The organism is Massilia terrae, assembly GCF_024753145.1.
Taxonomy (GTDB): domain Bacteria; phylum Pseudomonadota; class Gammaproteobacteria; order Burkholderiales; family Burkholderiaceae_D; genus Telluria; species Telluria terrae.
On the sequence record NZ_JANUGU010000001.1, the window covers coordinates 238,064 to 262,893 of the forward strand.

At 64.8% G+C, this 24,830-nt stretch carries 24 protein-coding genes, 5 tRNA genes and 1 pseudogene; 25 read left to right on the forward strand and 5 right to left on the reverse strand.

What is annotated here, in order from left to right; all coding sequences use genetic code 11:
* Positions 1–451 precede the first annotated feature (451 nt).
* The 15 genes from flhD (at position 452) to NX778_RS01230 (ending at position 12,954) form a co-directional block, all read left to right on the forward strand.
* Complete coding sequence (gene flhD / locus NX778_RS01160) at positions 452–769, forward strand: flagellar transcriptional regulator FlhD (protein ID WP_258809858.1); 318 nt, start codon at positions 452–454, stop codon at positions 767–769.
* Between the two features lie 29 nt (positions 770–798).
* Entirely contained in the window at positions 799–1,347 is a 549-nt protein-coding gene (gene flhC / locus NX778_RS01165) for a flagellar transcriptional regulator FlhC (protein ID WP_258809859.1), read from the forward strand.
* Entirely contained in the window at positions 1,344–2,150 is an 807-nt protein-coding gene (locus NX778_RS01170) for a class I SAM-dependent methyltransferase (RefSeq protein WP_370661297.1), read from the forward strand. The genes flhC and NX778_RS01170 overlap by 4 nt, the downstream gene beginning before the upstream one ends.
* A gap of 220 nt (positions 2,151–2,370) precedes the next feature.
* The gene (gene motA, locus NX778_RS01175) at positions 2,371–3,231 is read left to right on the forward strand and encodes a flagellar motor stator protein MotA (RefSeq protein WP_258809860.1); all 861 of its coding nucleotides are present in this window, start codon (positions 2,371–2,373) and stop codon (positions 3,229–3,231) included.
* A 43-nt stretch (positions 3,232–3,274) separates the two neighbouring features.
* On the forward strand, positions 3,275–4,243 hold the full coding sequence (gene motB, locus NX778_RS01180; RefSeq protein WP_258809861.1) for a flagellar motor protein MotB: 969 nt from the start codon (positions 3,275–3,277) through the stop codon (positions 4,241–4,243).
* A 21-nt stretch (positions 4,244–4,264) separates the two neighbouring features.
* On the forward strand, positions 4,265–4,813 hold the full coding sequence (locus NX778_RS01185; protein WP_258809862.1) for a chemotaxis protein: 549 nt from the start codon (positions 4,265–4,267) through the stop codon (positions 4,811–4,813).
* A 44-nt stretch (positions 4,814–4,857) separates the two neighbouring features.
* Positions 4,858–5,223, forward strand: a complete 366-nt coding sequence (locus NX778_RS01190; RefSeq protein ID WP_258809863.1) for a response regulator — start codon at positions 4,858–4,860, stop codon at positions 5,221–5,223.
* A gap of 27 nt (positions 5,224–5,250) precedes the next feature.
* Positions 5,251–7,422, forward strand: a complete 2,172-nt coding sequence (cheA, locus tag NX778_RS01195) for a chemotaxis protein CheA (protein ID WP_258809864.1) — start codon at positions 5,251–5,253, stop codon at positions 7,420–7,422.
* A gap of 30 nt (positions 7,423–7,452) precedes the next feature.
* Complete coding sequence (locus NX778_RS01200; RefSeq protein ID WP_258809865.1) at positions 7,453–7,950, forward strand: chemotaxis protein CheW; 498 nt, start codon at positions 7,453–7,455, stop codon at positions 7,948–7,950.
* Positions 7,951–8,031: 81 nt separating this feature from the next.
* The gene (locus tag NX778_RS01205) at positions 8,032–8,877 is read left to right on the forward strand and encodes a CheR family methyltransferase (protein WP_258809866.1); all 846 of its coding nucleotides are present in this window, start codon (positions 8,032–8,034) and stop codon (positions 8,875–8,877) included.
* 12 nt (positions 8,878–8,889) lie between these two features.
* Entirely contained in the window at positions 8,890–9,480 is a 591-nt protein-coding gene (cheD, locus tag NX778_RS01210; protein WP_258809867.1) for a chemoreceptor glutamine deamidase CheD, read from the forward strand.
* A 17-nt stretch (positions 9,481–9,497) separates the two neighbouring features.
* On the forward strand, positions 9,498–10,562 hold the full coding sequence (locus NX778_RS01215) for a protein-glutamate methylesterase/protein-glutamine glutaminase (protein ID WP_258809868.1): 1,065 nt from the start codon (positions 9,498–9,500) through the stop codon (positions 10,560–10,562).
* A 127-nt stretch (positions 10,563–10,689) separates the two neighbouring features.
* The gene (cheY, locus tag NX778_RS01220; RefSeq protein WP_258809869.1) at positions 10,690–11,085 is read left to right on the forward strand and encodes a chemotaxis response regulator CheY; all 396 of its coding nucleotides are present in this window, start codon (positions 10,690–10,692) and stop codon (positions 11,083–11,085) included.
* Positions 11,086–11,715 (forward strand): protein phosphatase CheZ, encoded by a 630-nt coding sequence (cheZ, locus tag NX778_RS01225; RefSeq protein ID WP_258809870.1) that lies wholly within the window; start codon positions 11,086–11,088, stop codon positions 11,713–11,715. It abuts the gene before it with no gap.
* 30 nt (positions 11,716–11,745) lie between these two features.
* Positions 11,746–12,954 (forward strand): EAL and HDOD domain-containing protein, encoded by a 1,209-nt coding sequence (locus NX778_RS01230; RefSeq protein ID WP_258809871.1) that lies wholly within the window; start codon positions 11,746–11,748, stop codon positions 12,952–12,954.
* A 146-nt stretch (positions 12,955–13,100) separates the two neighbouring features.
* Here NX778_RS01230 and panC read toward each other — a convergent pair whose 3' ends face one another.
* The 5 genes from panC to metG all read right to left on the reverse strand — a co-directional run bounded on the left by panC (position 13,101) and on the right by metG (position 18,840).
* Positions 13,101–13,940, reverse strand: a complete 840-nt coding sequence (gene panC, locus NX778_RS01235; protein WP_258809872.1) for a pantoate--beta-alanine ligase — start codon at positions 13,938–13,940, stop codon at positions 13,101–13,103.
* Positions 13,941–13,975: 35 nt separating this feature from the next.
* Positions 13,976–14,851 (reverse strand): segregation and condensation protein A, encoded by an 876-nt coding sequence (locus NX778_RS01240; RefSeq protein WP_258809873.1) that lies wholly within the window; start codon positions 14,849–14,851, stop codon positions 13,976–13,978.
* Positions 14,852–14,864: 13 nt separating this feature from the next.
* The gene (locus NX778_RS01245) at positions 14,865–15,074 is read right to left on the reverse strand and encodes a DUF3460 family protein (RefSeq protein ID WP_258809874.1); all 210 of its coding nucleotides are present in this window, start codon (positions 15,072–15,074) and stop codon (positions 14,865–14,867) included.
* Positions 15,075–15,146: 72 nt separating this feature from the next.
* Positions 15,147–16,463: an enoyl ACP reductase FabMG family protein gene (locus NX778_RS01250; RefSeq protein WP_258809875.1), complete on the reverse strand. Its 1,317-nt coding sequence runs from the start codon at positions 16,461–16,463 to the stop codon at positions 15,147–15,149.
* Positions 16,464–16,743: 280 nt separating this feature from the next.
* On the reverse strand, positions 16,744–18,840 hold the full coding sequence (gene metG, locus NX778_RS01255) for a methionine--tRNA ligase (RefSeq protein WP_258809876.1): 2,097 nt from the start codon (positions 18,838–18,840) through the stop codon (positions 16,744–16,746).
* A gap of 151 nt (positions 18,841–18,991) precedes the next feature.
* Between metG and apbC the strand changes: the two genes are divergently transcribed.
* The 10 genes and pseudogenes from apbC to earP all read left to right on the forward strand — a co-directional run bounded on the left by apbC (position 18,992) and on the right by earP (position 24,821).
* A complete protein-coding gene (gene apbC, locus NX778_RS01260) occupies positions 18,992–20,080 on the forward strand; it encodes an iron-sulfur cluster carrier protein ApbC (RefSeq protein ID WP_258809877.1) in 1,089 nt (362 codons plus the stop codon).
* Between the two features lie 6 nt (positions 20,081–20,086).
* A complete protein-coding gene (locus NX778_RS01265) occupies positions 20,087–21,142 on the forward strand; it encodes an RNA methyltransferase (protein ID WP_258809878.1) in 1,056 nt (351 codons plus the stop codon).
* A gap of 237 nt (positions 21,143–21,379) precedes the next feature.
* Positions 21,380–21,610: pseudogene (locus NX778_RS24635) on the forward strand (dihydrofolate reductase family protein); the annotation flags it as partial.
* A gap of 52 nt (positions 21,611–21,662) precedes the next feature.
* The gene (gene gltX / locus NX778_RS01270) at positions 21,663–23,054 is read left to right on the forward strand and encodes a glutamate--tRNA ligase (protein ID WP_258809879.1); all 1,392 of its coding nucleotides are present in this window, start codon (positions 21,663–21,665) and stop codon (positions 23,052–23,054) included.
* 63 nt (positions 23,055–23,117) lie between these two features.
* A tRNA-Ala gene (locus NX778_RS01275) sits at positions 23,118–23,193 on the forward strand.
* A 29-nt stretch (positions 23,194–23,222) separates the two neighbouring features.
* Positions 23,223–23,298, forward strand: a tRNA-Glu gene (locus NX778_RS01280).
* Between the two features lie 34 nt (positions 23,299–23,332).
* Positions 23,333–23,408 (forward strand) — tRNA-Ala (locus NX778_RS01285).
* 8 nt (positions 23,409–23,416) lie between these two features.
* Positions 23,417–23,492: transfer RNA gene (locus NX778_RS01290), tRNA-Glu, on the forward strand.
* A gap of 47 nt (positions 23,493–23,539) precedes the next feature.
* Positions 23,540–23,615: transfer RNA gene (locus tag NX778_RS01295), tRNA-Glu, on the forward strand.
* Positions 23,616–23,687: 72 nt separating this feature from the next.
* Entirely contained in the window at positions 23,688–24,821 is a 1,134-nt protein-coding gene (gene earP / locus NX778_RS01300) for an elongation factor P maturation arginine rhamnosyltransferase EarP (protein WP_258809880.1), read from the forward strand.
* Positions 24,822–24,830 lie beyond the last annotated feature (9 nt).

A 24,830-nucleotide genomic window follows, 5' to 3' on the forward strand; every position in this document is an offset into this window, starting at 1 on the left:
TTCCCGAAATCGGTGCCGTTAATCATTCCAGATACGCGGAAATGCGCGTGCCTGCCCCCGGGGTTTGAAAAAAAACTTGCACGAGACCCTAAAGTTTTCCGGGAGGCGGCCGTTACCTGAGATACGACTGTTGTTTTAAAGCAGCGAAAAAAATTTTGGTTTGACCCTAAAGTTCAGCCAAGAATTGTCGTAAATCAAAAAAGTTGTAGATCGCATCAGAGCTGTTTCTTTCTAGCGTAGGACATCACCTACAAAGCTAAGTCCCTGTTTTGGCAGGGAATCTCCCCGATTCGCAAGGGTTTGTCAGACAAAACCCTACGGATCGTCTTCGTCTTTGCCGGACGAAAAATCCAGCGTCCTCCCTATATCCGAAAAGTTTCCCCACGGTCAGAATGTGTCCACCTGGAAACGAAAAAGAAGTCCAGGATTCAATCGGATAACGGAGAAGAAAATGACTGCGAACGACATGATGGCTGAAATTCGGGATGCCAACCTGAGCTACCTGATGCTTGCCCAACAAATGATCCGCGCCGATAAAGTCACCGCGATCTTCCGTCTCGGTATCTCCGCCGACATTGCCGACCTGATCGAGGGCATGAGCAACGCCCAGATCCTGAAACTGGCAGGCGGCAACATGATGCTGGCCCGCTTCCGCTTCGACGACGCGGCCATCCTGTCGATGCTCACCAATTACAACAAGGACCGTTCGCTGGCGCAGTCGCATGCGGCGATCCTGATGGCCGGCCAGCCGGTCGAAGAAATCGCTTAAGTAACCGCTTAACTAATCCGGAGCGGAACATGAGCAAGAAAAGCGTGGTGACGGAAGCCCAGGAAATCCAGCTTGCCATCGAGCTGATCCAGCTGGGCGCGCGGCTGCAACTGCTGGAAAACGAAGTGTCGCTGTCGCGCGAGCGGCTGCTCAAGCTGTACAAGGAACTGAAGGGCGTGTCGCCGCCGAAGGGCATGCTGCCGTTCTCGACCGACTGGTTCCTGACCTGGCAACCGAATATCCATTCCTCGCTGTTCATCAATATCCACAAATTCCTGGTCGAGTACGCCGGGGCCAGCGGCATCCAGGCCGTGATGAAGGCCTACAAGCTCTATCTCGAACAGATGCCGCCGGACGGGGGCGAGGAGCCGCTGCTGTCGCTGACGCGCGCCTGGACGCTGGTGCGCTTCTTCCAGAGCGACATGCTGACGCTGGCGCCGTGCAGCTGCTGCCAGGGCAAGTTCGTCGTCAATGCGCTCGACCTGAACCGCGGCTACCAGTGCGGCCTGTGCCACATGCCTTCGCGCGCCGGCAAGACCCGCAAATCGAAGGAAGCCGCTGCACTGCAGGCTGCGTGATTTCCCGTCATCCGATTCCCGAAGGGCGCCGCGCGAGCAGCGCCCTTCGTCGCTTTGGCGCCATCCCGGCCGTGCGCGCGCTGCTGATCCAGTGCGCCAGCCTGGCGCCCACCCTCGCCATCATCTATCTCGCCGCCCGCTTCGGCGCCGCGCCCGGCTACCTGCAGGTGGCGCTGGTGCAGGGGGCGGTGGCAGCGCTGTTGTCGGCCCGCCTGGGACTGGCGCGCTGGTGGTGCGCGATCCAGTTCGCGTTTCCGCTGGCGGTGCTGGGCGCGCAGCTCCTTGATCTGCCGCCGGCCGTCTTCCTCGGCGCCTTCCTCGTCTTCCTCGTGCTGTTCTGGTCGACCTTCCGCACCCAGGTGCCTTACTACCCATCGGGACGCAAGGTGCGCGCCGCAGTGGCGGAGCTTTTGCCGCAGGGCGGGGCGCCGCGCGCGATCGATATCGGCAGCGGCTTCGGCGGGCTGGCGCTCGACCTGGCGCGCCGCCGTCCGGATGCGCGCATCGAAGGGATCGAGCTGGCGCCGCTGCCCTGGCTTGTCAGCCGCCTCCGGGCCACGCTCGCGCGCAGCCCGGCGCGCTTCGTCCGCGGCGATTATGAAGACCTCGATTTCGGTAACTACGATCTGGTATTCGCCTACCTGTCGCCCGCCGCGATGGGTTCGCTATGGCGCAAGGCCAGGGCCGAGATGCGGCCCGGCAGCGCGCTGGCCAGTTACGAGTTCGACATTCCCGGCCATCCGCCCGACGAGGTGCTGGCGCCGGAAGGAAGCGGCCGCAACTTATACATATGGCGCTTCTAACTCAGAGAGCACGTTTGTTCCTCTGTAAATCAGCTCAGCTTGAGCCCTGTCAAGAACGCTGTTTTAAAAGCCGTTTCACTGCCACTTTTAGACGACATTTCCGCAGATTTACTTGCCCGAAGGGGCGTTCTCACGCTATCTTAGTTCCCCAGAGTAAATATTTTTTAGTTTCAATACATTTTGTCCTGGCAATGTACCGGGACGGACTAGGGAGCAGGGTTTGTTAGTCATTATCGGATACGTGGTCGTCTGCGCTGCCGTGTTCGGCGGGTTCGCGATGGAAGGCGGCCATCTCGCGGCACTGTTCCAGCCACTCGAACTCGTGATGATCGCCGGCGCCGCCCTCGGCGCCTTCTTTGTCGGTAACAACAGCAAGACGGTCAAGGCCACGCTGAAGGCGCTGCCGACCGTGTTCAAGGGCTCGCGCTACACGCGCGAACTGTACATGGAGCTGATGGCGCTGCTGTTCGACGTGCTGTCCAAGGTGCGCAAGGAAGGCCTGATGTCGATCGAAGGCGATATCGAGGCGCCGGCCGAAAGCCCGCTGTTCTCCAAGTATCCGGCCGTGCTGGCCGACCACCACGTGGTCGAGTTCATGACCGACTACCTGCGCCTGATGGTCTCGGGGAATATGGACGCGTTCCAGATCGAAAACCTGATGGACAATGAAATCGAGACCCATCACCAGGAAGCCTCGGTGCCGGCCCATGCGATCGCCAAGGTCGGCGACGGCCTGCCGGCCTTCGGTATCGTGGCTGCCGTGATGGGCGTGGTGCACACGATGGAGTCGGTCGGCATCCCGCCGGCCGAACTGGGCATCCTGATCGCCAAGGCGCTGGTCGGCACCTTCCTCGGCATCCTGCTGGCCTACGGCTTCATCGGCCCGCTGGCCACGCTGCTGGAGCAGAAGCTGGAAGAGTCGAGCAAGATGATCCAGTGCGTGAAGGTGACGCTGCTGGCGAGCCTGAACGGCTACGCGCCGGCGCTGGCGGTGGAATTCGGCCGCAAGGTGCTGTACTCGACCGAGCGCCCGACCTTCGCCGAGCTGGAAGAGCACATCAAGAAGGCCAAGGCCAAGTAAGGACCAGCGTTGAACCACGAGCATATGAGCCTGCGGAGGGCATATGGCCGATGAAGGCCAGCGGCCAATCGTCGTCAAGAAAGTGAAGAAGGGCCACGGCGGTGGCCACGGCGGCGCGTGGAAGATCGCGTATGCCGACTTCGTCACGGCCATGATGGCGTTCTTCCTGCTCATGTGGCTGCTCGGCTCGACCACCAAGGGCGACCTGCAAGGCATCGCGGAATACTTCAAGACCCCGCTCAAGGTCGCCATGTCGGGCGGCTCGGGCAGCGGCGACTCGGCGTCGGTGCTGCAGGGCGGCGGCAAGGACCTGACCAAGCGCGACGGCCAGGTCAAGCGCGGCGAGGTCCCGGCCGACAAGAAGACCTACGACCTGTCGGCGGCCAAGGCCGCGCTCGAGAAGGAAGAGCAGGGCCGCCTGCAGAACCTGAAGGCGCGCATCGAGGCGACCATCGAGAGCGACCCGAACCTGCGCAAGTTCAAGAACCAGCTGCTGCTCGATATTACCAGCGAGGGCCTGCGGATCCAGATCGTCGACGAGAAGAACCGGCCGATGTTCCAGCTGGCGAAGGCCGAGCTGGAGCCGTACACGCGCGAGATCCTGCGCACCATCGGCGCCGTGCTGAACGACGTGCCGAACCGGATCGGCCTGTCCGGCCACACCGACGCCACGCCCTATATGAGCGACGCCGGCTACAGCAACTGGGAACTGTCGGCCGACCGTGCCAATGCCTCGCGGCGCGAGCTGGTCATCGGCGGCATGCATGACGAGAAGGTGATGCGGGTGGTGGGCCTGGCTTCGGCCGCGCCCCTCAACCGCAATGACCCGTTCGATCCGATCAACCGGCGCATCAGCATCATCGTGCTGAACAAGCGCACGGAAGAAGCGATCCGGCGCGATGCCGGCAAGCTCGAAGTGCCGGCGCAAGACGCGAACGGCGTAGTGACCGCCGCGGCGGCAGGAACGGCGGCGCCAGCGGCGCCGGCGCCCGCACCCGCGGTGGCCAGGTAAGGCGGCGAAGGAGGAGCCAAGATGACCCGCAAAAAAATACTGGGTTCGCACGTGAAGCGCCTGATGTCCGGCGTGTCCGAGCACGGCCGCCGGCACCTGGCCGAGGTCGAGACGGATCTCGTGCAGACCGAACTGCTGCTGCAGGAAGCGATCGACAAGCTGACCGCCAGCTTCCTGGCGATCCACGGCGCGATCGCGGCGCGCCAGCCGCTGGTGGACCGCCTGCTGGCGGGCGAGCCGCTGCTTGAGGAGGAGCGCCAGGCGCTGGCCCGCATGTCCGATGAAATCGGCCAGCACGTCAACCTGGCGGTGACCAGCATGCAGTTCCAGGACATGACCGGGCAGCTGATCGACCGCAGCGTCAAGCGTGTCACCGGCCTGTCCGAATTCCTCGGTACGCTGGGGGCGCACGGCGCCGGCATCGTGCCCGAAAGCGGGCAGGAAGAAATCGTGGACCGCCTCGGCAAGGTCCACATGGCGCTGGCAATCCAGTCGCTGGAGTTGAAGAGCGTGCTGCGCAGGTCGGTCGAGCAGAAGCACATGGAAAGCGGCGACATCGAGCTGTTCTAACAACAGGCGCAACCAAATCAAGATTTAAAAAGGCAGGAGCAAACATGGCAAAAACAATTCTCGCAGTCGACGATTCCAGTTCGCTGCGCCAGATGGTGGCGTTCTCGCTGAAAGCCGCGGGCTACCAGGTGGTGGAGGCGGTCGACGGCCAGGACGGTCTGGACAAGGCCAAGCAGCAGGCGGTCGACCTGGTGCTGACCGACCAGAACATGCCGCGCATGGACGGCCTGTCGCTGATCAAGATGCTGCGCGCGCTGCCGGCCTACCAGAAGGTGCCGATCCTGATGCTGACCACCGAATCGTCGGACGAGATGAAGTCCAAGGGCCGCGCGGCCGGCGCCAACGGTTGGCTGGTCAAGCCGTTCGACCCGCAGCGCCTGATCGAGGTGGTCAAGAAAGTCATCGGCTAAGCGCCGCGGCGTAATCACGGAAGCGACATGACCATCGACATCAGCCAGTTTTACCAGGTCTTTTTCGACGAAGCGGAAGAACTGCTCGCCGAAATGGAGCGTTTGCTGCTGGGCGTCGATGTGGCGGCCCCGGATGCGGAAGACCTGAACGCGGTCTTCCGCACCGCGCACTCGGTCAAGGGCGGCGCCGCCACCTTCGGCCTGAACGACATGAGCGAAGTGACCCACGTGCTGGAGTCGCTGCTGGACCGCATCCGCAAGGGCGAGATGGCGCTGACCGGGCAGCACGTGGACGCCTTCCTGGCGGCCAAGGACATCCTCAAGATGCAGCTGGACGGCCACAAGCACGGGGCCGAGGTCGACCAGGAAGCGGTCGGCAATGTGCGCATGGTGTTGCACGACCTGGCCGATGGCCTGGTGCCCGGCTCCCAGCAGCAGGCGCTGCCGTCCTTCCTGCATGGCGGCGACGCCGGCGAGGGCGAGCATCCGGTCGAGGGCGCGCGCCGCTTCAAGATCGAGCTGCCGCAGGTGCCGCAGCGCGACGTCAACGCGCTGGTCGACGAACTGGGCCTGCTGGGCCGGATCTCGGTGGCGCCGATCGAGGGCGGGCGCAGCGCGATCATCATCACCACCCGCGAAAGCCTGGAAGACATCATCGCGATCTGCTCCTTCGTGCTGGAGCCGGAAGACCTGAAGGTGTTCGAGGCGCCGCCGCTCACGCCCGAGCAGCGCCGCATCGAGCGCGAAGAGCGCGCCCGCATCGAGGCCGACCAGGGCTACGGCTTCTTCGACATGAACGAGGAACCGGCCGAGGCCGAGCCGGAGCTGTCCGACGACGAGCGCGGCTACGGCTTCTTCCAGCCGATCGATGTGATCCGGGCCCAGGCCGGGATCAAGGCCGAGCAGCCCAAGGCGCAACTGGCGACGGGGCCGGAGCCCCTCGAAATCTCCGAGGTCGCGGCCGAGAAAAAGGCCGCCTCCAGGAACGACAAGACGGCCCATTCGCATGCCGAATCGTCCTCGATCCGGGTGTCGGTGGAGAAGGTCGACCAGCTGATCAACCTGGTGGGCGAGCTGGTGATCACCCAGGCCATGATCGAGCAGCGCACCAGCGACCTCGATCCGATGCTGCACGAGCGCCTGCTGTCATCGGTCGGCCAGCTGACCCGCAACACGCGCGACCTGCAGGAAGCGGTGATGTCGATCCGGATGATGCCGATGGACTTCGTGTTCTCGCGCTTCCCGCGCATGGTGCGCGACCTCGCCAGCAAGCTTGGCAAGAAGGTCGACTTCATCACCCACGGTTCGGCCACGGAGCTGGACAAGGGCCTGATCGAGCGCATCGTCGATCCGCTCACCCACCTGGTCCGCAACAGCATCGACCACGGCATCGAGATGCCGGCGGCGCGCCGCGCGGCCGGCAAGACCGAGGCCGGGCGCCTGTTCCTGTCGGCCGGCCAGCAGGGCGGCAATATCGTGATCGAAGTGGCCGACGACGGCGGTGGCCTGAACCGCGAACGGATCCTGGCCAAGGCGCGCCAGAACGGCCTCGATGCGCCGGAAGGCATGAGCGACGCCGACGTCTGGCAGCTGATTTTCGCGCCCGGCTTCTCGACCGCCGAAGTGGTCACCGACGTCTCCGGCCGCGGGGTCGGCATGGATGTCGTCAAGCGCAACATCACGGCGATGGGCGGGGTGGTCGACATCCGCTCGGCCAAGGGCTTCGGCACCACCATCTCGATCTCGCTGCCGCTGACGCTGGCGATCCTGGACGGCATGTCGATCCGCTGCGGCCCGGAGATCTATATCCTGCCGCTCGGCTTCGTGGTCGAGTCGCTGCAGCCGGCGCGCGAGGACATCAAGGAGATCGCCGGCCAGGGCCGCGTGCTCAAGGTGCGCGGCGAATTCCTGCCGCTGATCCCGCTGCACCAGATGTTCGGCATCGAGCCGCGCTATACCGATCCGTCCGAGGCGATCGTCGTCATCCTCGAGACCGAGGGGCGCAAGGCGGCGCTGTTCATCGACGAGCTGGTGGGCCAGCAGCAGGTCGTGGTCAAGAACCTGGAATCGAATTACCGCAAGGTGGCCGGGATCTCCGGCGCCACCATCCTCGGCGATGGCGGCGTGGCGCTGATCCTGGACGTCGCGGCGCTGCTGCGCTCTTCGCGCCAGCTGGCCGACGACACCGTTGTTTCATAAATCCCTGTTTTGCCAACGAAGGAAAAACCCATGTCCACAGTCACCAACAGCAACGCAGCCGAAACGCGCGACGGCGCCGGCAGCGAGTTCCTCGCCTTCACCCTCGGCTCCGAGGAATATGGCATCGACATCCTCAAGGTGCAGGAGATCCGCGGCTACGAGGCGGTGACCCGCATCGCCAACGCGCCGGAATTCATCAAGGGCGTGATCAACCTGCGCGGCATCATCATCCCGGTGGTCGACATGCGCATCAAATTCAAGCTGGGCACCCCGGTGTACGACCAGTTCACGGTGGTGATCATCCTGAACATCAGCGGCCGCATCATGGGCATGGTGGTCGACAGCGTGTCGGACGTGACCACCCTGTCGCCGGACCAGATCAAGCCGGCCCCGGAGATGGGCACCGCCTTCAACACCGACTACCTGACGGGGCTGGGCACGGTGGACGAGCGCATGCTGATCCTGATCGACATCGACAAGCTGATGTCGTCGGGCGAGATGGGATTGATCGACAAGCTGGCAGCGTAAAGGCAAGGCAGGCACTGTATGCCCTGGCCGGCCTGCCAGGGCCGGGGCTGGTACCCGCACGAAAGACGAAGGTAAGGCAAAGTGCCGCACACCCCAGACACCGCCAAGGAATTCGAGTTCACGCGCCGCGACTTCGAGCGCGTGCGCGCGCTGATCTATCGGCGCGCCGGGATTTCGCTGGCCGACAGCAAGCAGGAGATGGTGTACAGCCGTCTCGCGCGGCGCCTGCGCGCCACCGGCATCGCCGTGTTCGCGAACTATCTCGACGAACTGGAGGCGGGCCGCATGGACCACGAGTGGGAGTCGTTCACCAACGCGCTCACCACCAACCTGACTTCGTTCTTCCGCGAGGCGCACCACTTCCCGCTGCTGGCCGACCATGCGGTGGCCGCGCGCGCGCGCCACGGCGGCCAGCTGAATATCTGGTGTTCGGCCAGCTCCACCGGCGAGGAACCGTATTCGATCGCGATGACGATGTGCGAAGCCTTTGGCACGCTGCGTCCGCCGGTGAACATCGTCGCGACCGACATCGACACCAATGTGCTGGCCACCGCGGCCGAGGGCATCTACGGCATGGAGCGGGTCGACAAGCTGGAGCCGGAACGCCTGCGCAAATTCTTTTTGCGGGGGAAGGGCAGCCAGGCCGGCATGGCGCGGGTGCGCCCGGAGCTGCGCAACCTGGTCAGCTTCCGCCAGCTCAACCTGCAGGACGCCGACTGGCGCCTGTCCGGCAGCTTCGACGCCATCTTCTGCCGCAACGTGATGATCTACTTTGACAAGGAAACGCAGCGCAAGATCCTGGCCCGCTTCGTGCCGCTGATGAAGCCGGACGCCCTGCTGTTTGCGGGCCATTCCGAGAATTTTTTGTACGTGTCCGATGCGCTGCGCCTGCGCGGCAAGACGGTGTACGAGCTTAACCACGCCTAGCGCACACCCGACATGAACGCCCATTTCGCCACCAACGTCTACTACGACCGAACGTTCGACTGCGACGCCGCCAAGATCCTGCCGGGCGAGTACTACTACACGCCGAAGAACATGCTGATCGTGACCGTGCTCGGCTCCTGCGTGGCCGCCTGCATCCGCGACCGCGTGACGGGGCTGGGCGGCATGAACCACTTCATGCTGCCGGACGGGGGCGACAGCGGCCCGGTGTCGGCCTCGATGCGCTACGGGACCTACGCGATGGAGGTCCTGATCAACGACCTGCTGAAGGCCGGCGCGCGGCGCGAGAGCCTGGAAGCCAAGGTGTTCGGCGGCGGCGCGGTGCTGCGCGGTTTCACGGCCATGAATGTGGGCGAGCGTAACGCGGCCTTCGTGACCAACTTCCTCAAGACCGAGCGCATCCCGATCCTGGCCGAAGACCTGAACGACATCTACCCGCGCAAGGTTTACTTCTTCCCGCACAACGGCAAGGTGCTGGTCAAGAAGCTGATGCAAACCCATAACGATACGCTGGCGCGGCGCGAGCTCGATTACGCCAGCCGCCTCAAGGTCGAGCCGGTCGCCGGCGACATCGACCTGTTCTGATTTAAAAGGGCCAAGCAATGACAATCAAGGTGTTGATCGTCGACGACTCCGCGCTGATCCGCAGCGTGATGAGCGAGATCGTCAACTCGCAGGACGACATGGAAGTGGTGGGTGTGGCGCCCGACCCGCTGGTCGCGCGCGACCTGATCAAGCGCACCAACCCCGACGTGCTCACGCTCGACGTCGAGATGCCCAAGATGGATGGCCTGGACTTCCTCGAAAAGCTGATGCGGCTGCGCCCGATGCCGGTGCTGATGGTGTCCTCGCTGACCGAGCGCGGCTCCGAGATCACCATGCGCGCGCTGGAACTGGGCGCGGTCGATTTCGTCACCAAGCCGAAGATCTCGATCCAGAGCGGGATGCGCGAATACACCGACATGATCTGCGATAAGATCCGGGCCGCCGCGCGCGCCCGCATCCGCCCGCGGCCGGTGCACGCGGTCGCGCCGGCGCCGGTGCTGCCGGCCCTGCGCAGCCCGCTGACGTCGTCGGAAAAGCTGATCATCATCGGCGCGTCCACCGGCGGCACCGAGGCGATCCGCGAATTCCTGATGCAGATGCCGTCCGACTGCCCCGGCATCCTGATCACCCAGCATATGCCGGAAGGCTTCACCACCTCCTTCGCCAGGCGCCTCGATTCACTGTGCAAGATCAGCGTGACCGAGGCCGCCGGCAACGAGCGCGTGCTGCCCGGCCACGCCTACATCGCGCCCGGCCATTCGCACCTGATGCTGGTGCGCTCGGGCGCCAACTACATGACCCGCATCGAGCAGAGCGCGCCGGTGAACCGGCACCGTCCCTCGGTCGACGTGCTGTTCCGCTCGGCGGCGCAGGCAGCCGGCAAGAACGCGGTCGGCGTCATCCTCACCGGCATGGGCCGCGACGGCGCCGCCGGCATGCTGGAAATGAAAGAGGCGGGCGCCTTCAACTTCGCCCAGGACGAGGCCTCGTGCGTGGTGTTCGGCATGCCGCGCGAGGCGATCGCCGTCGGCGCCACCCACGAAATCGGGCCCTTGTCGGCGCTGCCGGGCATGGTGCTCGGCCACCTCGCCGCGCACGGCGGAAGGGCGTTGCGTGTTTGATCCGCGTGCTGTCGTTTCCATGCCCGTTTATGGCCTGTGGGCAACAAAAAATGCTATCCTGTAGCCTTGCCCGTCGCACGGCCGAAGTCCCCACCCAACCCGAGTAAAAGAATCAACGGAGTAATACATGGCTGATCCCAAATTGCGTTTCCTGGTCGTTGACGATTTCTCGACGATGCGCCGCATCGTCAAGAATCTGCTCAAAGAACTGGGATATGCCAATGTCGACGAGGCCGAAGACGGCGTCCAGGCGCTGGCCAAGCTGCGCAGCGAGCCGTTCGACTTTGTCGTATCGGACTGGAACATGCCGAACATGGACGGCCTGACCATGCTGCAAAACATCCGCGCCGATCCCGCGCTGGCCAAGCTGCCGGTGCTGATGGTGACCGCGGAAGCGAAGAAGGAAAACATCATCGCGGCCGCCCAGGCCGGCGCCAACGGCTATGTGGTCAAGCCGTTCACGGCGGCGACCCTGGACGAGAAGCTGAACAAGATTTTCGAGAAGCTCGAAAAGGCGGCGTAAATGAGCGAGCAGACTGGCGCCGCGGCCTCGCATGACGAGGTCCTGAGCCGCATCGGGCACCTGACCCGCACGCTGCACGACAGCCTGCGCGCGCTCGGCCTGGACAAGCTGATCGAGCGCGCCGCCTGCGACATTCCGGACGCGCGCGACCGCCTCGACTACGTGGCGCGGCTGTCGGAACAGGCGGCGCAGAAAGTGCTGAACGCGACCGACGCCGCCAACCCGATGCAGGACGCGATCGACCAGCGCAGCGGCGACATCGCGGCGCGCTGGCAGGCGCTGCTCGACGGCGGCCAGGAAGGGGACTGGCGCGCGCTGGCCGCAGCCAGCATCGCGCAGCTGCAGGCCAACCAGCGCGACGCCGCCGCCACCCGGCAGCACCTGATGGACATCATGATGGCCCAGGACTTCCAGGACCTGACCGGGCAGGTGATCAGCCGGGTCACGGCGCTGGCCCAGAACCTGGAGACGCAGCTGGTCGAGCTGCTGGTCGATTTCGCGCCGGCCGAGGTCAAGCGCGAGTACGACAACGGGCTGATGAACGGCCCCCAGATCAACCCGGAAGCCAATGCCGACGTGGTGGCCAACCAGGGCCAGGTCGACGACCTGCTGGAGAGCCTCGGCTTCTGACACCGCCACCGGCGGCACCCGCGATTCACTATGCACCAGACTAATTTCATCGTCCGCGAACCGCTGCTCGATCCGAAGCAGAAGGTGATCGGCTACGAGCTGTCGTGGCAGCGCTTCGGCCAGCGGGTCGAGGCTGCTCACCTCGAATCGCTGATCACTTTTGTCGCCGCACACATGGTCGACGAGGACGGCGACTGGCTCCTGCGCGACAAGCTCTTGTTCATCGACGCCGTGGCCGAGATGCTGTCGACCGACGCGCTGCATGCCTTGCCGGCGGCGCGCACCGTGCTGACCATCCAGGGACGCGAACTGGGCGACCGCGACACGCTGGCCGCGATGCAGGCGCTGCGCGCGGGCGGGGTCGGCATTTCGATCGGCGGCGCCGACGCCAACCTGCTGTCCAAGAACCTGTCGCGCGTGGCGTCCTACGCCGAAGTGCGCTTCACCGGCATCGACGTCGGCGCGCAGGCGCGCGCCTACGCGTCGGCCAAGGCCTCGGCGGTGCGGCTGGTGGGCCGTCCGGTCACCACCTGGCAGGACTTCGACGCCTGCGCCGCGCTGGGGCTGGACGCCTTCGTCGGCAAGCTGCATCTCACGCCGCGCCCGGGCGGCGACGTCAAGGGCATGAACCCGGCGCAGACCATCATCCTGCAGCTGATGAAGATGGTGCAGTCGAACGACGACATTCCCAAGCTGGAAGCGGTGCTCAAGCGCGATCCGGCGCTGATCTACAAGCTGCTTCGCTTCATCAACTCGGCCGGCTTCGGCGCGGGGCGCGAGGTGCAGTCGCTGCGCCAGGCCATCACGCTGATGGGCTATGCGCCGCTGTACCGCTGGCTGACGCTGCTGCTGGCGACGGCTAGCACCAGCGGCTATTCGCCGGTGCTGATGGAAACCGCGGTGGTGCGCGCGCGCCTGTGCGAACTGCTGGGCCAGAAGTTCCTGGCGCGCGGCGAGGGCGAGAACCTGTTCGTGGCGGGCATGTTCTCGCTGCTGGACCGGCTGCTCGGCCTGCCGATGAAGGAAGTGCTCGATACGGTCGGGCTGCCGGACGAGGTGGTGCGGGCGCTGCTGACGCGCGAAGGGATGTACGGGCCTTACCTGGCGCTGGCCGAGGCGTGCGAGCTCAATTCGAACCTGGTGGCGTCGCTGGCGCAATCGCTGGGGATCACGCCGGAGGATGTCAACAAGGCGCACTTGTCGGCGCTGGCGTGGGCGCAGAACGTCACCACCGGTTGAACTTCACCCGATAACATCCGCACGTCGTCCCGGCGCAGGCCGGGACCCATAGACCGCGTGCGCCGTCGAAGAGCGTCATGGGTCGCAGGCCCGTCCCACTCAGCACGGGTCCCGGCCTGCGCCGGGACGACGGTTTTGAGGGTAACTCAGATTTCGAGGTTATCGATGAGGCGGGTGTTCCCCAGCTTCGCCGCCGCCAAGACCACCAGCGGCGTCCCCTGCGCCAGATCTCCCGCCGACGGCGGCTGCAGGTCGATGCGCTTGCGGATCGAGACATAATCCGGCTTCCACTGGCGCTTGGCCAGGTCCTCCATCGCGCGCTTCTCCAGCTGCGACACATCCAGGTGCCCGCTGCGCATTTCATTGGCGACGAAGTTCAGCGCCTGGAACAGGAACGGCGCCTCCGCGCGCTCCGCCTCCGACAGATAGCCATTGCGCGACGACAGTGCCAGGCCGTCATCCGCGCGATACGTCTCGGCGCCGATGATCTCGGTCGGCAGCGCGAACTGGCGCGCCATGTTCCGCACGATCATCAGCTGCTGGTAGTCCTTCTTGCCGAACACCGCCACCCGCGGCTGCACGCACGAGAACAGCTTCATCACCACCGTGGTCACGCCGGTGAAGAAGCCCGGCCGGAACTCGCCTTCCAGCGTGTTGCCCAGGCCGTCCGGCGGCTGCACGCGGTATTCCTGCGGCTCCGGGTACATGTCCTTCTCGGTCGGCGCGAACAGCACGTACACGCCTTCCTTCTCCAGCTTCTCGACGTCTGCCTGGAAGGTGCGCGGGTATTTTTCGAAGTCCTCGTTCGGCCCGAACTGCAGGCGGTTCACGAAGATCGACGCGACCACCGGATCGCCGTGCTTGCGCGCGAGGCGCATCAGCGACAGGTGACCTTCGTGCAGATTGCCCATGGTCGGAACGAATGCGGTGCGCAGCTGGCCGCGCAGTTGGTCGCGCAGCTCCTCAATGGTGGAAATGATTTTCATGGTTTTCGGTGAGACGGTGAACGCGGCGCCCAGCCTCAGGCGGGCGAGTAGGCGAGCCGCACGTAGATCGGCGCGAACGGTTCGGCCTGGGTGATCTCGATCAGGGTTTCCTTGGCCAGTTCGAGCATGGCCACGAAGTGCACCACGACCACCGGCACGCTGGCCTGGCCGTTGAACAGCTCCGTGAATTCGATGAAGCGCGACGACTGCAGCGTGCGCAGGATGGCCGACATGTGCTCGCGCACCGATAGTTCCTGCCGGCTGATCTTGTGGTGCTGGGTGAGCTTGGCGCGCCGCATCACGTCCATCCAGGCGCGCTGCAGGTCCCAGGGATCGACGTCCGGGAACGCGGGACCCGCGCCCTGTTCGATCAACAGCGTGGGGCGCCAGAAGTCGCGCCCTTCCTGCGGCACGCTGGCCAGTTCCTGCGCGGCCAGCTTCATCTGCTCGTAGTCCAGCAGGCGTCGCACCAGTTCGGCGCGCGGGTCGCCCACCTCCTCGACCAGGTCGTCGTGGCGCTTGGGCAGCAGCATGCGCGACTTGATCTCGATGAGCATGGCGGCCATCAGCAGGTACTCCGCGGCCAGCTCGAGGTTGGTCTGCCGGATCTGCTCGACGTATTCCAGATACTGCAGGGTCACCTGCGCCATCGGGATGTCGAGGATGTTGAAGTTCTGCCTGCGGATCAGGTACAGCAGCAGGTCAAGCGGACCTTCGAAGGCGTCGAGGAAGACCTCGAGCGCGTCGGGCGGGATGTACAGGTCGTTGGGGAGCTGCAGCACCGGCTCGCCGTACAGGCGCGCGATGGCCGCGTCGGCCTGCGCGCCGGCGGAGGCGTCAGGCGCATCGGGTGCGCCTGCTTCCAGCGCGGGGTCGGCCAGCGCTTCCGCCGCAGCCTGCTCGGGCAGCATGCTCCCTCCGGACTCAGACCTTGGTCTGGTAGGGGTAGGCTTGCTGGCGCAGGCGCGATTCGGCGATGCGGCGCTGCTCGTCCAGCGTGATCGGGGCCTTGTCCCACAGCAGGGCGCGGCCGGCTTGCTGGCGCTCGTCCATGCCAGGGGTCTTTTCCTTGAGCTCCTTGATGAACTTGGTGTGCTCGGATTCGTACATGCTGTGTTGGTTGAAGAGGCTCATGGATCGTTAAAAAGCAAAGTCAAATGGGATCCCCGCCTGCGCGGGGATGACGTTCATACTTCCGTACGAACGTTACTTGTGGAGTTCGTTGAGCTGGCGGGCGATGATGTCGTGGTTCAGCCAGAGCACCGGGGCGATCTTTTCGGAGGCGCCGTGGAACATCAGCGGGCCGGCGCTTTCCAGCACCAGGGCCGACAGGTGGTCGGTGATCAGCGCCTTCTTGTCGGTGTGCAGGGCGGTGACGGCTTCCGAGGTGCCGATCATGACGTCGGCCAGTTCCGGCGTGTTATCCATCGGCCAGGCCGGGAAGTTGCGGAAGTGGCCGCTGGTCCCGGTCTGGTTGTACTGTTCGATGGTGTCGAGCACCGACTGCAGCGAGGTGCCTTCGCCCAGCAGGCTTTGGCAGATGTCCCACTGCTGCTGGGCCCAGGCGCCGCCGCCTTCCTTCTTTAGCGCGGCCAGCAGGGGGAACAGCGACAGCTCGACGCCGACAAAAATGTCGGACGAGTTGGTGCGGATCTCCGGGCAGTTGAACACGGTGGCGTTGACGCCCTGTGCCCACGCGGCCTGCGCGATCGACTCCAGGCGCATCTTGGCGTAGCCCTGGGTGTAGTTGGTATAGGTCTGCCAGGTGTACTGGCCGCCGATCAGGATCTCGGTGCCGTGGTAGCCGTAGGCGGTGTAGCGCACTTCGCCGCCGGCCGCTTTCACGCGCTCGCGGATCGGCGCCGAGGCGTCGATCAGGTGCTTGAGCGTGTTGGCGGTGACTTCGTCGAAGTTCATCAGGATCAGCTTGCCCAGGTCGCTGTCGAGCAGGGCGCGCGAGGACATGAAGCGCTCGCCGCGGCCCTTGTAGATGCGGTTGGCGATGGCGAGGAAGGCTTTGATCTTGGGGATGCCGCCGGCCATGGTGTGGGCGAAGAAGACGTTGGCGCCTTGCGGGATCAGCTTGTCGATCTCGGCCATCGCCTGCCTGGCGGACTCGGTGAAGCGGCGCACGCCGGCTTCGTGGCAGCGCTCGATGCGCGACCAGTCCAGCTTGTCTTCCTGCCAGGACTTCAGGGTAATCCCGGACAGCATTTCGGTCGGGTTCTGTTCACCCTCGGGGGCGTCCATGTCGAAGCCGGCCATGAGCGGGATGTTGATGATGCGGCCGCCGAGCTTGGCTTCGGCTTCGGCATGTTCCTCGGCGGTGAGCGCGCGCAGGGTGCCGTTCTCGTCGCGGCGGCCGACGGTGATGCCGATGATCGTCATGCCGGTCTTGCGCGCCTCGTCGATGAGGCCGTTCACATAGCCGCGGCCGAACAGTTCGCCGAACAGGACGAACACGTCGCCTTTGCGGAAAACGTTCGCGGTCGGGATGTGGCGCAGGGAGGTCAATTCGGTCATTTTTATTTTGCTACCAATCAAAAAGGTTGGAAGGCGCGCACGGGCGCGAGTTTCTTCATAAACATGCCATTATAGCGCCGCGCTTGCAAGCGGCGTTGATATGGCGGGGATGCCTGCAAGGCCAAAATGTGCTTTAGCAGCCAAGCTTGAAACCGTCGTCCCGGCGCAGGCCGCGACCCATAGAACGCATGCATGGCCGCGCGTTGACGCCGCAGGCCCCTCACACTCAGCATGGGTCCCGGCCTGCGCCGGGACGACGTGCCAGTTTTAGTGGTTGAGATCAGCGGATCCGCATCCCTGGTTTCGCGCCTTCGATCGGCTCCAGTACATACAGCCCCGGATCAGCCTTCTCGTCCGCCGCCGAGGCGCACAGCACCATGCCTTCCGATACGCCGAACTTCATCTTGCGCGGCGCCAGGTTGGCGACCATGACGGTCAGCTTCCCGATCAGGTCTTCCGGCTTGTACGCCGACTTGATGCCCGAGAAGACGTTGCGGGTGCGGCCTTCGCCCACGTCCAGCGTCAGGCGCAGCAGCTTGCCGGCGCCTTCCACGTGTTCGCAGTTGACGATCCTGGCCACGCGCAGGTCGACCTTGGAGAAATCGTCGATCGAGATCTCGGGCGCGATCGGCTCGATGCCGGCGGCTTCGTTTTCGGCCGCCGCGGGCGCCGCTTCCGCCGGCGCGGCCGGCTTGTCGAACAGGTTCTCGATCATCTTCGGGTCAACTCGCTGCATCAGGTGGCTGTAGGCGCCGATGGTCCGGCCCAGCATGGTTTCGTACACGGCGCCGCCCTTGGTATCGTTCCAGGCCAGCTTGGCGTCGCCGAGGAATTCGGCCACGCGGCCCGCCACGCTCGGCAGCACCGGCGCCAGCATGATGGTCAGCTGGCGGAACAGGATCAGGGCCGTGGTGCACACTTCGTGCAGCTCGGCGGTCTTTTCCGGATCCTTGGCCAGCACCCAGGGCTTGTACTCGTCGACATACTGGTTGGTGACGTCGGCAATCTCCATCACTTCGCGCAGGGCCTTGCCGAATTCGCGCGCCTCGAACAGGGCGGCGATGCTGGCCTGGCGCTCGGCGCCGTCGGCGGTCAGGGCGCGCGCGATCCACTGCTTGGCGTTGTCCGACAGCGAGGACGCCAGCTTGCCGTCGAAGCGCTTGGCGATGAAGCCTGCGCAGCGGCTGGCGATGTTGACGTATTTGCCGATCAGGTCCGAGTTCACGCGGGCGACGAAGTCCTCGCCGTTGAAGTCCAGGTCCTCGACCTTGGAATTGAGCTTGAACGCCAGGTAGTAGCGCAGCCACTCCGGGTTCATGTCCAGTTCCAGGTAACGCAGCGGCGAGATGCCGGTGCCGCGCGACTTGGACATCTTCTCGTTGTTGACGGTCAGGTGGCCGTGCACCGCGACCTTCAGCTTCTCGATGATCGGATGGTTCGAGAACTTCAGCATCGCGGGCCAGAACAGCAGGTGGAAGGAGACGATGTCCTTGCCGATGAAGTGCACCTGCTCGGCCGCCGGATCCTTGAGGAAGGCTTCGTAGTCGCCGCCGTTCTTGCTGAAGTAGTTCTTCAGGCTGGCCAGGTAGCCGACCGGTGCGTCCAGCCAGACGTAGAAGAATTTGCCCGGCGCGTCCGGGATCGGGATGCCGAAGTAGGGCGCGTCGCGCGAGATGTCCCAGTCGGCCAGCTTTTCGCCGTGCTCGCCCAGCCACTCGGACACCTTGTTGACCATCTCCGGCTGCAGGCGGCCCGGCGTGTTCAGCCAGTCCTTCAGGAAGTGGAAGCAGCGCGGGTCGGACAGCTTGAAGAAGTACTGTTCCGAAGGCTTGAGCACCGGGGTCGCGTTGGTGAACACCGAGTACGGGTTGAGCAGCTCGGTCGGCTCGTAGGCCGCGCCGCAGACTTCGCAGTTGTCGCCATACTGGTCCTTGGCGCCGCACTTCGGGCACTCGCCCTTGATGTTGCGGTCGGCCAGGAACATGCCCTTGACCGGGTCGAAGAAGCGGTCGACCGTGCGGGTCTCGATCAGGCCGTTGTCGCGCAGCTTGCGATAGATGGACTGCGACAGCTCGACGTTTTCCGGCGAGTCGGTCGAGTACCAGTTGTCGAAGGCGATGTGGAAGCCGTCCAGGTACTGCGCGCGGCCGGCGGCGATCTTCGCCACGAACTCTTGCGGCGTGATGCCTTCCTTCTCGGCGGCGATCATGATCGGCGTGCCGTGCGTGTCGTCGGCGCCCACGAAGTGCACTTCGCAGCCCTGCATTCGCATGAACCGCACCCAGATATCAGCCTGGATGTACTCCATCACGTGGCCGATGTGGAACGGGCCGTTGGCGTAGGGGAGAGCGGTGGTGACGAACAGCTTGCGGGTCATGGTCGAGACGCTTCTTTGGTGGAGGGAAACGGACATTTTACCAGCGGATGGCCCTTTTCGCGCAGGGGGCATCGGCCGATTTTGCCATTCCGTCAAGGGCGGCGGCGCCGAATTGCGCTACACTTCGCGACAATATCACCCGGAGAATTTCATGAGCATCACTGTTGAAGACGTCAAGGCTGCGCTGTCGTCGGTCGTCGACCCGAACACGGACAAGGATTTCGTGTCGTCCAAGGAAGTCAAGAACATCAAGATCGAGGGCGGCACGGTCTCGCTCGATATCGAGCTGGGCTATCCGGCCAAGAGCCAGCATCCGGCGATCCGCACCCTGGTCAGCGCCGCGCTCAGCAAGCTGCCGGGCGTGGCCGAGGTCAGCGTCAAGGTGTCGAGCAATATCCTGTCGCACACGGTGCAGCGCGGCCTGAAGGTGATGCCCAACGTGAAGAACATCATCGCCGTGGCCTCGGGCAAGGGTGGCGTGGGCAAGTCGACCACGGCCGTGAACCTGGCGCTGGCTTTGGCGAGCGAAGGCGCCAGCGTCGGCATCCTCGACGCGGATATTTACGGGCCCTCGCAGCCGATGATGCTGGGCATTACCGGCCGTCCGGAGACCACCGACGGCAAGACCATGGAGCCGTTGGAGAACCACGGCATCCAGGCGACCTCGATCGGCTTCCTGATCGACCCGGACGAGCCGATGGTGTGGCGCGGCCCGATGGTCACCCAGGCCCTGCAGCAGCTGCTGGACCAGACCAACTGGCGCAATCTCGACTACCTCGTGGTCGACATGCCGCCGGGGACGGGCGACATCCAGCTGACCCTGTCGCAGAAGGTGCCGGTGACCGGCGCGGTGATCGTCACCACCCCCCAGGACATCGCCCTGCTGGACGCGCGCAAGGGCCTGAAGATGTTCGAGAAGGTCGGCATCCCGATCCTCGGCGTGGTCGAGAACATGAGCACCCATATCTGCTCGAACTGCGGCCATACCGAAGCGATCTTCGGCGAAGGCGGCGGCGAGAAGATGTGCCACGACTTCGGCGTCGACTTCCTTGGCAAGCTGCCGCTGACCATGTCGATCCGCGAGCAGACCGATTCCGGCCGTCCGACCGTGGTGGCCGATCCGGATGGTCCGGTGGCTGCGGTCTACAAGCAGATCGCGCGCAAGGTGGCGATCAAGGTGGCCGAGAAGGCCAAGGACATGAGCAGCAAGTTCCCCACCATCGTCGTCAAGAACGACTAGGCAGCGGTGCAGATACAGGCGATACGCGAGCGCCTCCTGGGACTGGGGGCGCAGCCGGAACACGCCCAGCGCGTGCTGCGCGACTGGATCCAGTGCGCGCCACACGACCGCGGGCGGCGCCGGCCGGACGACTATCTTCCCAAGCCGGTCCGCGAGGCGCTGCCGGCGCTCGACCTTGAACTCGATGGCCTGGCGCGCGTGCTGTCCGAGCATCCCGGCGCGGATGGTTCGGCGCGGCTGCTGGTCGGGCTGGTCGATGGCCAGACGGTGGAAAGCGTGCTGCTGCCGCGCGAAGGCGTGTGCGTATCGTCGCAGGTCGGCTGCGCGGTGGGCTGCCGCTTCTGTATGACGGGGCAGGGCGGCCTGCTGCGGCAGGTCACCAGCGGCGAGATCGTCGCGCAGGTGGTGCTGGCGCGGCGCCGTCGGCCCGTGAAGAAGGTCGTCTTCATGGGCATGGGCGAGCCGGCGCACAACCTCGACAACGTGATGGAAGCGATCGAGCTGCTCGGGGTCGAGGCGGGCATCTCGCACAAGAACCTGGTGTTCTCCACCGTGGGCGATGCGCGCGTGTTCGAGCGGCTGCCGGCGGGACGCGTGAAGCCGGCGCTGGCGTTGTCGCTGCATACCACGAAACCGGAGCTGCGCGCCGAGCTGCTGCCGCGCGCGCCGCGCATCGATCCGCGCGAGCTGGTGGAGGAGGGCGAGCGTTATGCGCGGCTGACCTGTTATCCGATCCAGTACCAGTGGACGCTGCTGGAGGGCGTCAACGACGGGGCGGACGAGATGGATGCGGTGGTCGAGCTCCTGCGCGGGAAGTACGCGGTGCTGAACATCATTCCTTACAACGCCAACGACGGGCTGCCGTTCACGCGGCCGTCGTGGGACAAGGCGCGCGCGCTGGCGGCGGATTTGCAGCGGCGCGGTGTGCTGACCAAGCTGCGCGATTCGGCGGGGCAGGATGTGGATGGTGGTTGCGGTCAGCTGCGGGCGCGGGCGCTGGATGGCGGGACGCGGCCGATCAATATTCGCAGCCGTCGTCCCCGCGAAGGCGGGGAGCCATAGACCGCGTCCGTGATCGAAACCGCAGGCCGAAGGCCTGCAAACTCAGCATGGATCTCCGCCTTCGCAGGGACGACGGTTCTTGTGGCGACTAATCAAGGCTGATGCGCAACACCGTCCCACCCGATGCAAACGGCCCTGACCGCATCGGCTCCGGCACGATGCCGTTATTGGTCACATACGCCGCATTGTCATCCCCGATAAGCGGACCAAGCCCGCGTCGGCGACGATCTTGAGGCGGCGATCCGCAAGCTGAAGGCGGAGCATGAGGGCGAGATCGAAGTCGCCGGCCCGGAGCTGGCGCACAGCCTCACCCGGCTAGGCCTGATCGACGAGTACCGGATCTGCCTGCACCCGGTCGTGCTTGGCAGCGGCAAGCCCTGTTTCGCGGGGCCGTGTCCGCCGCTGCACCTGGTGGCGCATGACCGGATGGCCGGCGATGTGATCCGCCTGACCTACGTTCCAGCTTAGACTCGCGCCACCGAAGCGGTAAAATAGGCGTTTTACCAATTCGTCCCACGCCATGACCGTCCGCACCCGTTTCGCTCCCAGCCCGACCGGCTATCTCCACCTCGGCGGCGCCCGCACCGCGCTGTATGCGTGGGCCTACGCCCGCCACTTCGGCGGCCAGTTCATCCTGCGCATCGAAGATACCGACCTGGAGCGCTCGACTCCCGAAGCCGTGCAGGCGATCCTGGACGGCATGCACTGGCTCGGCCTGGATTACGACGAGGGCCCGTTCTACCAGATGAAGCGGATGGACCGCTACCGCGAAGTCATCCTGACCATGCTGGAAGCCGGCACCGCCTACCTGTGCTACTGCTCGCCGGAACAAGTGGAAGCGATGCGCGAGCGCATGCGCGCCGCCGGCGAAAAGCCGCGCTACGACGGCACCTGGCGTCCGGAACCGGGCAAGGAGTTGCCGCCGGTGCCGGCCGGCATCAAGCCCGTGGTGCGCTTCAAGAACCCGCTGGATGGCGAGGTGACCTGGAACGATGTGGTCAAGGGCCAGATCACGATCGGCAACAAGGAGCTCGATGACCTGGTCATTGCGCGTCCGGACGGCACGCCGACCTATAACTTCTGCGTCGCGGTCGACGACTGGGACATGGGCATCACCCACGTGCTGCGCGGGGACGACCACGTCAACAACACGCCGCGCCAGATCAATATCCTGGCCGCCCTCGGCGCGCCGCTGCCGCAGTACGGCCACCTGCCGATGATCCTGGGCGCCGACGGCGAGAAGCTGTCCAAGCGCCACGGCGCCGTCAGCGTGATGGAATACCCGGCCCAGGGCTACCTGCCGGAAGCGCTGCTGAACTACCTCGCGCGCCTTGGCTGGAGCCATGGCAACGACGAGATCTTCTCGATGGAGCAGTTCACCGAGTGGTTCAACCTGGATCACCTGACCGCCTCGGCGGCCCAGTTCAACGACGAGAAGCTGGCCTGGCTGAACAACCACTACATCAAGCAGGCCGACAACGCCCGCCTGGCCGCGCTGGCGCAGCCGGTGCTGGAGCGCGACGGCGCCCGCCTGGCGTCCGGCCCGGACCTGCAGGCAGTGATCGGCCTGATGAAGGAGCGCGCCCACACGGTCAACGAACTGGCCGACGCCGCCATGCTGTTCTACCGCGAGCCGAAGGCCGACCCGGCGCTGGTGGCCCAGCACCTGACCGAGGCGGTGCGCCCGGCGCTGGCCCAGTTCGCCGAGCGCTGCAAGGCAGTGGAGTGGAACAAGGCCGCGCTGTCGGCGCTGCTCAAGGAAGTACTGGCCGCGCACGGCCTGAAGATGCCGCAACTGGCGATGCCGCTGCGCCTGGCCCTGACCGGCCAGTTGCAAACGCCTGCCATCGACGCCGTGCTGGAGCTGTTCGGACGCGCTGTCGTCGTAAATCGTATTGAAAAATTCATCTGAACACGACGATTCGCTATTTGCAGAATGCAAGAAGCACGCTATAATTTTGCTTCTTCACCGGACGGGGGTATAGCTCAGCTGGGAGAGCGCTTGCATGGCATGCAAGAGGTCAGCGGTTCGATCCCGCTTACCTCCACCACGTTGAAGAGGCAGTTTTAGCAGTCCAGGGTCCCCATCGTCTAGAGGCCTAGGACATCACCCTTTCACGGTGAGTACCGGGGTTCGAATCCCCGTGGGGACGCCAAGAATTGGCAGTAAGGCAGGTCCAGCAGTAATTGGGGGGTATAGCTCAGCTGGGAGAGCGCTTGCATGGCATGCAAGAGGTCAGCGGTTCGATCCCGCTTACCTCCACCAAGTTTTAGGTCCCCATCGTCTAGAGGCCTAGGACATCACCCTTTCACGGTGAGTACCGGGGTTCGAATCCCCGTGGGGACGCCAGGTTTTGGCAAGCAGTAGCAGAAGAAGTAAAATCCAGACAGTTTTAGGTCCCCATCGTCTAGAGGCCTAGGACATCACCCTTTCACGGTGAGTACCGGGGTTCGAATCCCCGTGGGGACGCCAGCTTAAAACCGGAGCAGACCACCGCGAACGCGCGGATAGGTGCTCCGGTTTTTCTATTGGCACGCGATTTCCATGACCCACAGCACACGCACCCTCGCCATTTTCTGCAAAGTCGTCGACAACTACGGCGATATCGGCATCTGCTGGCGCCTCGGACGCCAGATCGCGCACGAGCATGGCGTCGAGGTGACGCTGTGGGTCGACGACCTGAAAAGCTTCCAGCGCATCTGCCCGGAAGTGGTGGTGGACGCGCCGCGCCAGCTGGTGCAGGGCGTCACCGTGCTGCACTGGCAGGGCAAGGACGGCAGTTTCGCGCCGCAGGATATCCCCGACGTCGTGATCGAGTTCTTCGGCGTCGACCTGCCGCCGGCCTATGTCGAGGCGATGGCGGCGCGCGAGCCGCGTCCGGTGTGGATCAATTACGAAGGGCTGTCGGCGGAGGAGTGGGTCGAAGGCTGCCACCGGATGCCGTCGATGCATCCGCGCCTGCCGATCACCAAGTATTTCTTCTTTCCCGGCTTCACGGGCAAGACCGGCGGCTTGCTGCACGAGGCCAGGTTGCTGGCTGAGCGCGCCCGTTTCCAGCCGGCGCCTTTCCTTGCATCGCTGGGCTTGTCGCGAAACGAGATCGATGCGTTCAAGGTGTCGCTGTTCTGCTACCCGCATGCGCCTGTTGCCGAGCTGTTCGATGCCTGGGCGCAGGGTGGGCAGCCCGTAGCCTGCCTGGTGCCGGAAGGTGTCGCCGCCGGCACGGTGCGTGGCTTCCTCGGCAAGGAGCCGGTGGCCGGCGCCAGCGCCGCGCGCGGCATGCTGACCGTGCGCGTGCTGCCCTTCGTGCCGCAGCCCGACTACGACAAGCTGCTGTGGTCCTGCGACTTCAACATCGTGCGCGGCGAGGACTCGTGGGTGCGCGCGCAGTGGGCCGCCAAGCCATTCATCTGGCACATCTATCCGCAGGACGAAAACCTGCACCACAAGAAATTGCGCGCCTTCCTGCAGCGTTATGCGGACGGCATCGGGAGCCTGGAGCGCGTCGCCCTGGGCTTCAACGGCGCCTGCACGGAAGCCGATTGGCCGGGCGCCTGGCAGGCTTTGCTGGATGACTTCCCGGGCCTCGTTTCGCGCGCCAAAACCTGGGAACGCGAGATGTTGGAAAACGGCGACCTGGTCAGCAATTTGCTCTCTTTCGCGGGGTCTCTCCGGTAGGCTGCCTGC

Bases quoted from the DNA above. Each gene is read 5' to 3' on its own strand.
- cheY (WP_258809869.1), top strand. From the start codon at position 10,690: ATGGCTGATCCCAAATTGCGTTTCCTGGTCGTTGACGATTTCTCGACG.
- panC (WP_258809872.1), bottom strand. From the start codon at position 13,940: ATGAAAATCATTTCCACCATTGAGGAGCTGCGCGACCAACTGCGCGGC.
- cheZ (WP_258809870.1), top strand. From the start codon at position 11,086: ATGAGCGAGCAGACTGGCGCCGCGGCCTCGCATGACGAGGTCCTGAGC.
- cheD (WP_258809867.1), top strand. From the start codon at position 8,890: ATGAACGCCCATTTCGCCACCAACGTCTACTACGACCGAACGTTCGAC.
- NX778_RS01215 (WP_258809868.1), top strand. From the start codon at position 9,498: ATGACAATCAAGGTGTTGATCGTCGACGACTCCGCGCTGATCCGCAGC.
- NX778_RS01240 (WP_258809873.1), bottom strand. From the start codon at position 14,851: ATGCTGCCCGAGCAGGCTGCGGCGGAAGCGCTGGCCGACCCCGCGCTG.
- earP (WP_258809880.1), top strand. From the start codon at position 23,688: ATGACCCACAGCACACGCACCCTCGCCATTTTCTGCAAAGTCGTCGAC.
- metG (WP_258809876.1), bottom strand. From the start codon at position 18,840: ATGACCCGCAAGCTGTTCGTCACCACCGCTCTCCCCTACGCCAACGGC.
- NX778_RS01190 (WP_258809863.1), top strand. From the start codon at position 4,858: ATGGCAAAAACAATTCTCGCAGTCGACGATTCCAGTTCGCTGCGCCAG.
- NX778_RS01185 (WP_258809862.1), top strand. From the start codon at position 4,265: ATGACCCGCAAAAAAATACTGGGTTCGCACGTGAAGCGCCTGATGTCC.
- NX778_RS01245 (WP_258809874.1), bottom strand. From the start codon at position 15,074: ATGAGCCTCTTCAACCAACACAGCATGTACGAATCCGAGCACACCAAG.
- NX778_RS01250 (WP_258809875.1), bottom strand. From the start codon at position 16,463: ATGACCGAATTGACCTCCCTGCGCCACATCCCGACCGCGAACGTTTTC.
- gltX (WP_258809879.1), top strand. From the start codon at position 21,663: ATGACCGTCCGCACCCGTTTCGCTCCCAGCCCGACCGGCTATCTCCAC.
- motB (WP_258809861.1), top strand. From the start codon at position 3,275: ATGGCCGATGAAGGCCAGCGGCCAATCGTCGTCAAGAAAGTGAAGAAG.
- NX778_RS01230 (WP_258809871.1), top strand. From the start codon at position 11,746: ATGCACCAGACTAATTTCATCGTCCGCGAACCGCTGCTCGATCCGAAG.
- flhC (WP_258809859.1), top strand. From the start codon at position 799: ATGAGCAAGAAAAGCGTGGTGACGGAAGCCCAGGAAATCCAGCTTGCC.
- apbC (WP_258809877.1), top strand. From the start codon at position 18,992: ATGAGCATCACTGTTGAAGACGTCAAGGCTGCGCTGTCGTCGGTCGTC.
- NX778_RS01200 (WP_258809865.1), top strand. From the start codon at position 7,453: ATGTCCACAGTCACCAACAGCAACGCAGCCGAAACGCGCGACGGCGCC.
- flhD (WP_258809858.1), top strand. From the start codon at position 452: ATGACTGCGAACGACATGATGGCTGAAATTCGGGATGCCAACCTGAGC.
- cheA (WP_258809864.1), top strand. From the start codon at position 5,251: ATGACCATCGACATCAGCCAGTTTTACCAGGTCTTTTTCGACGAAGCG.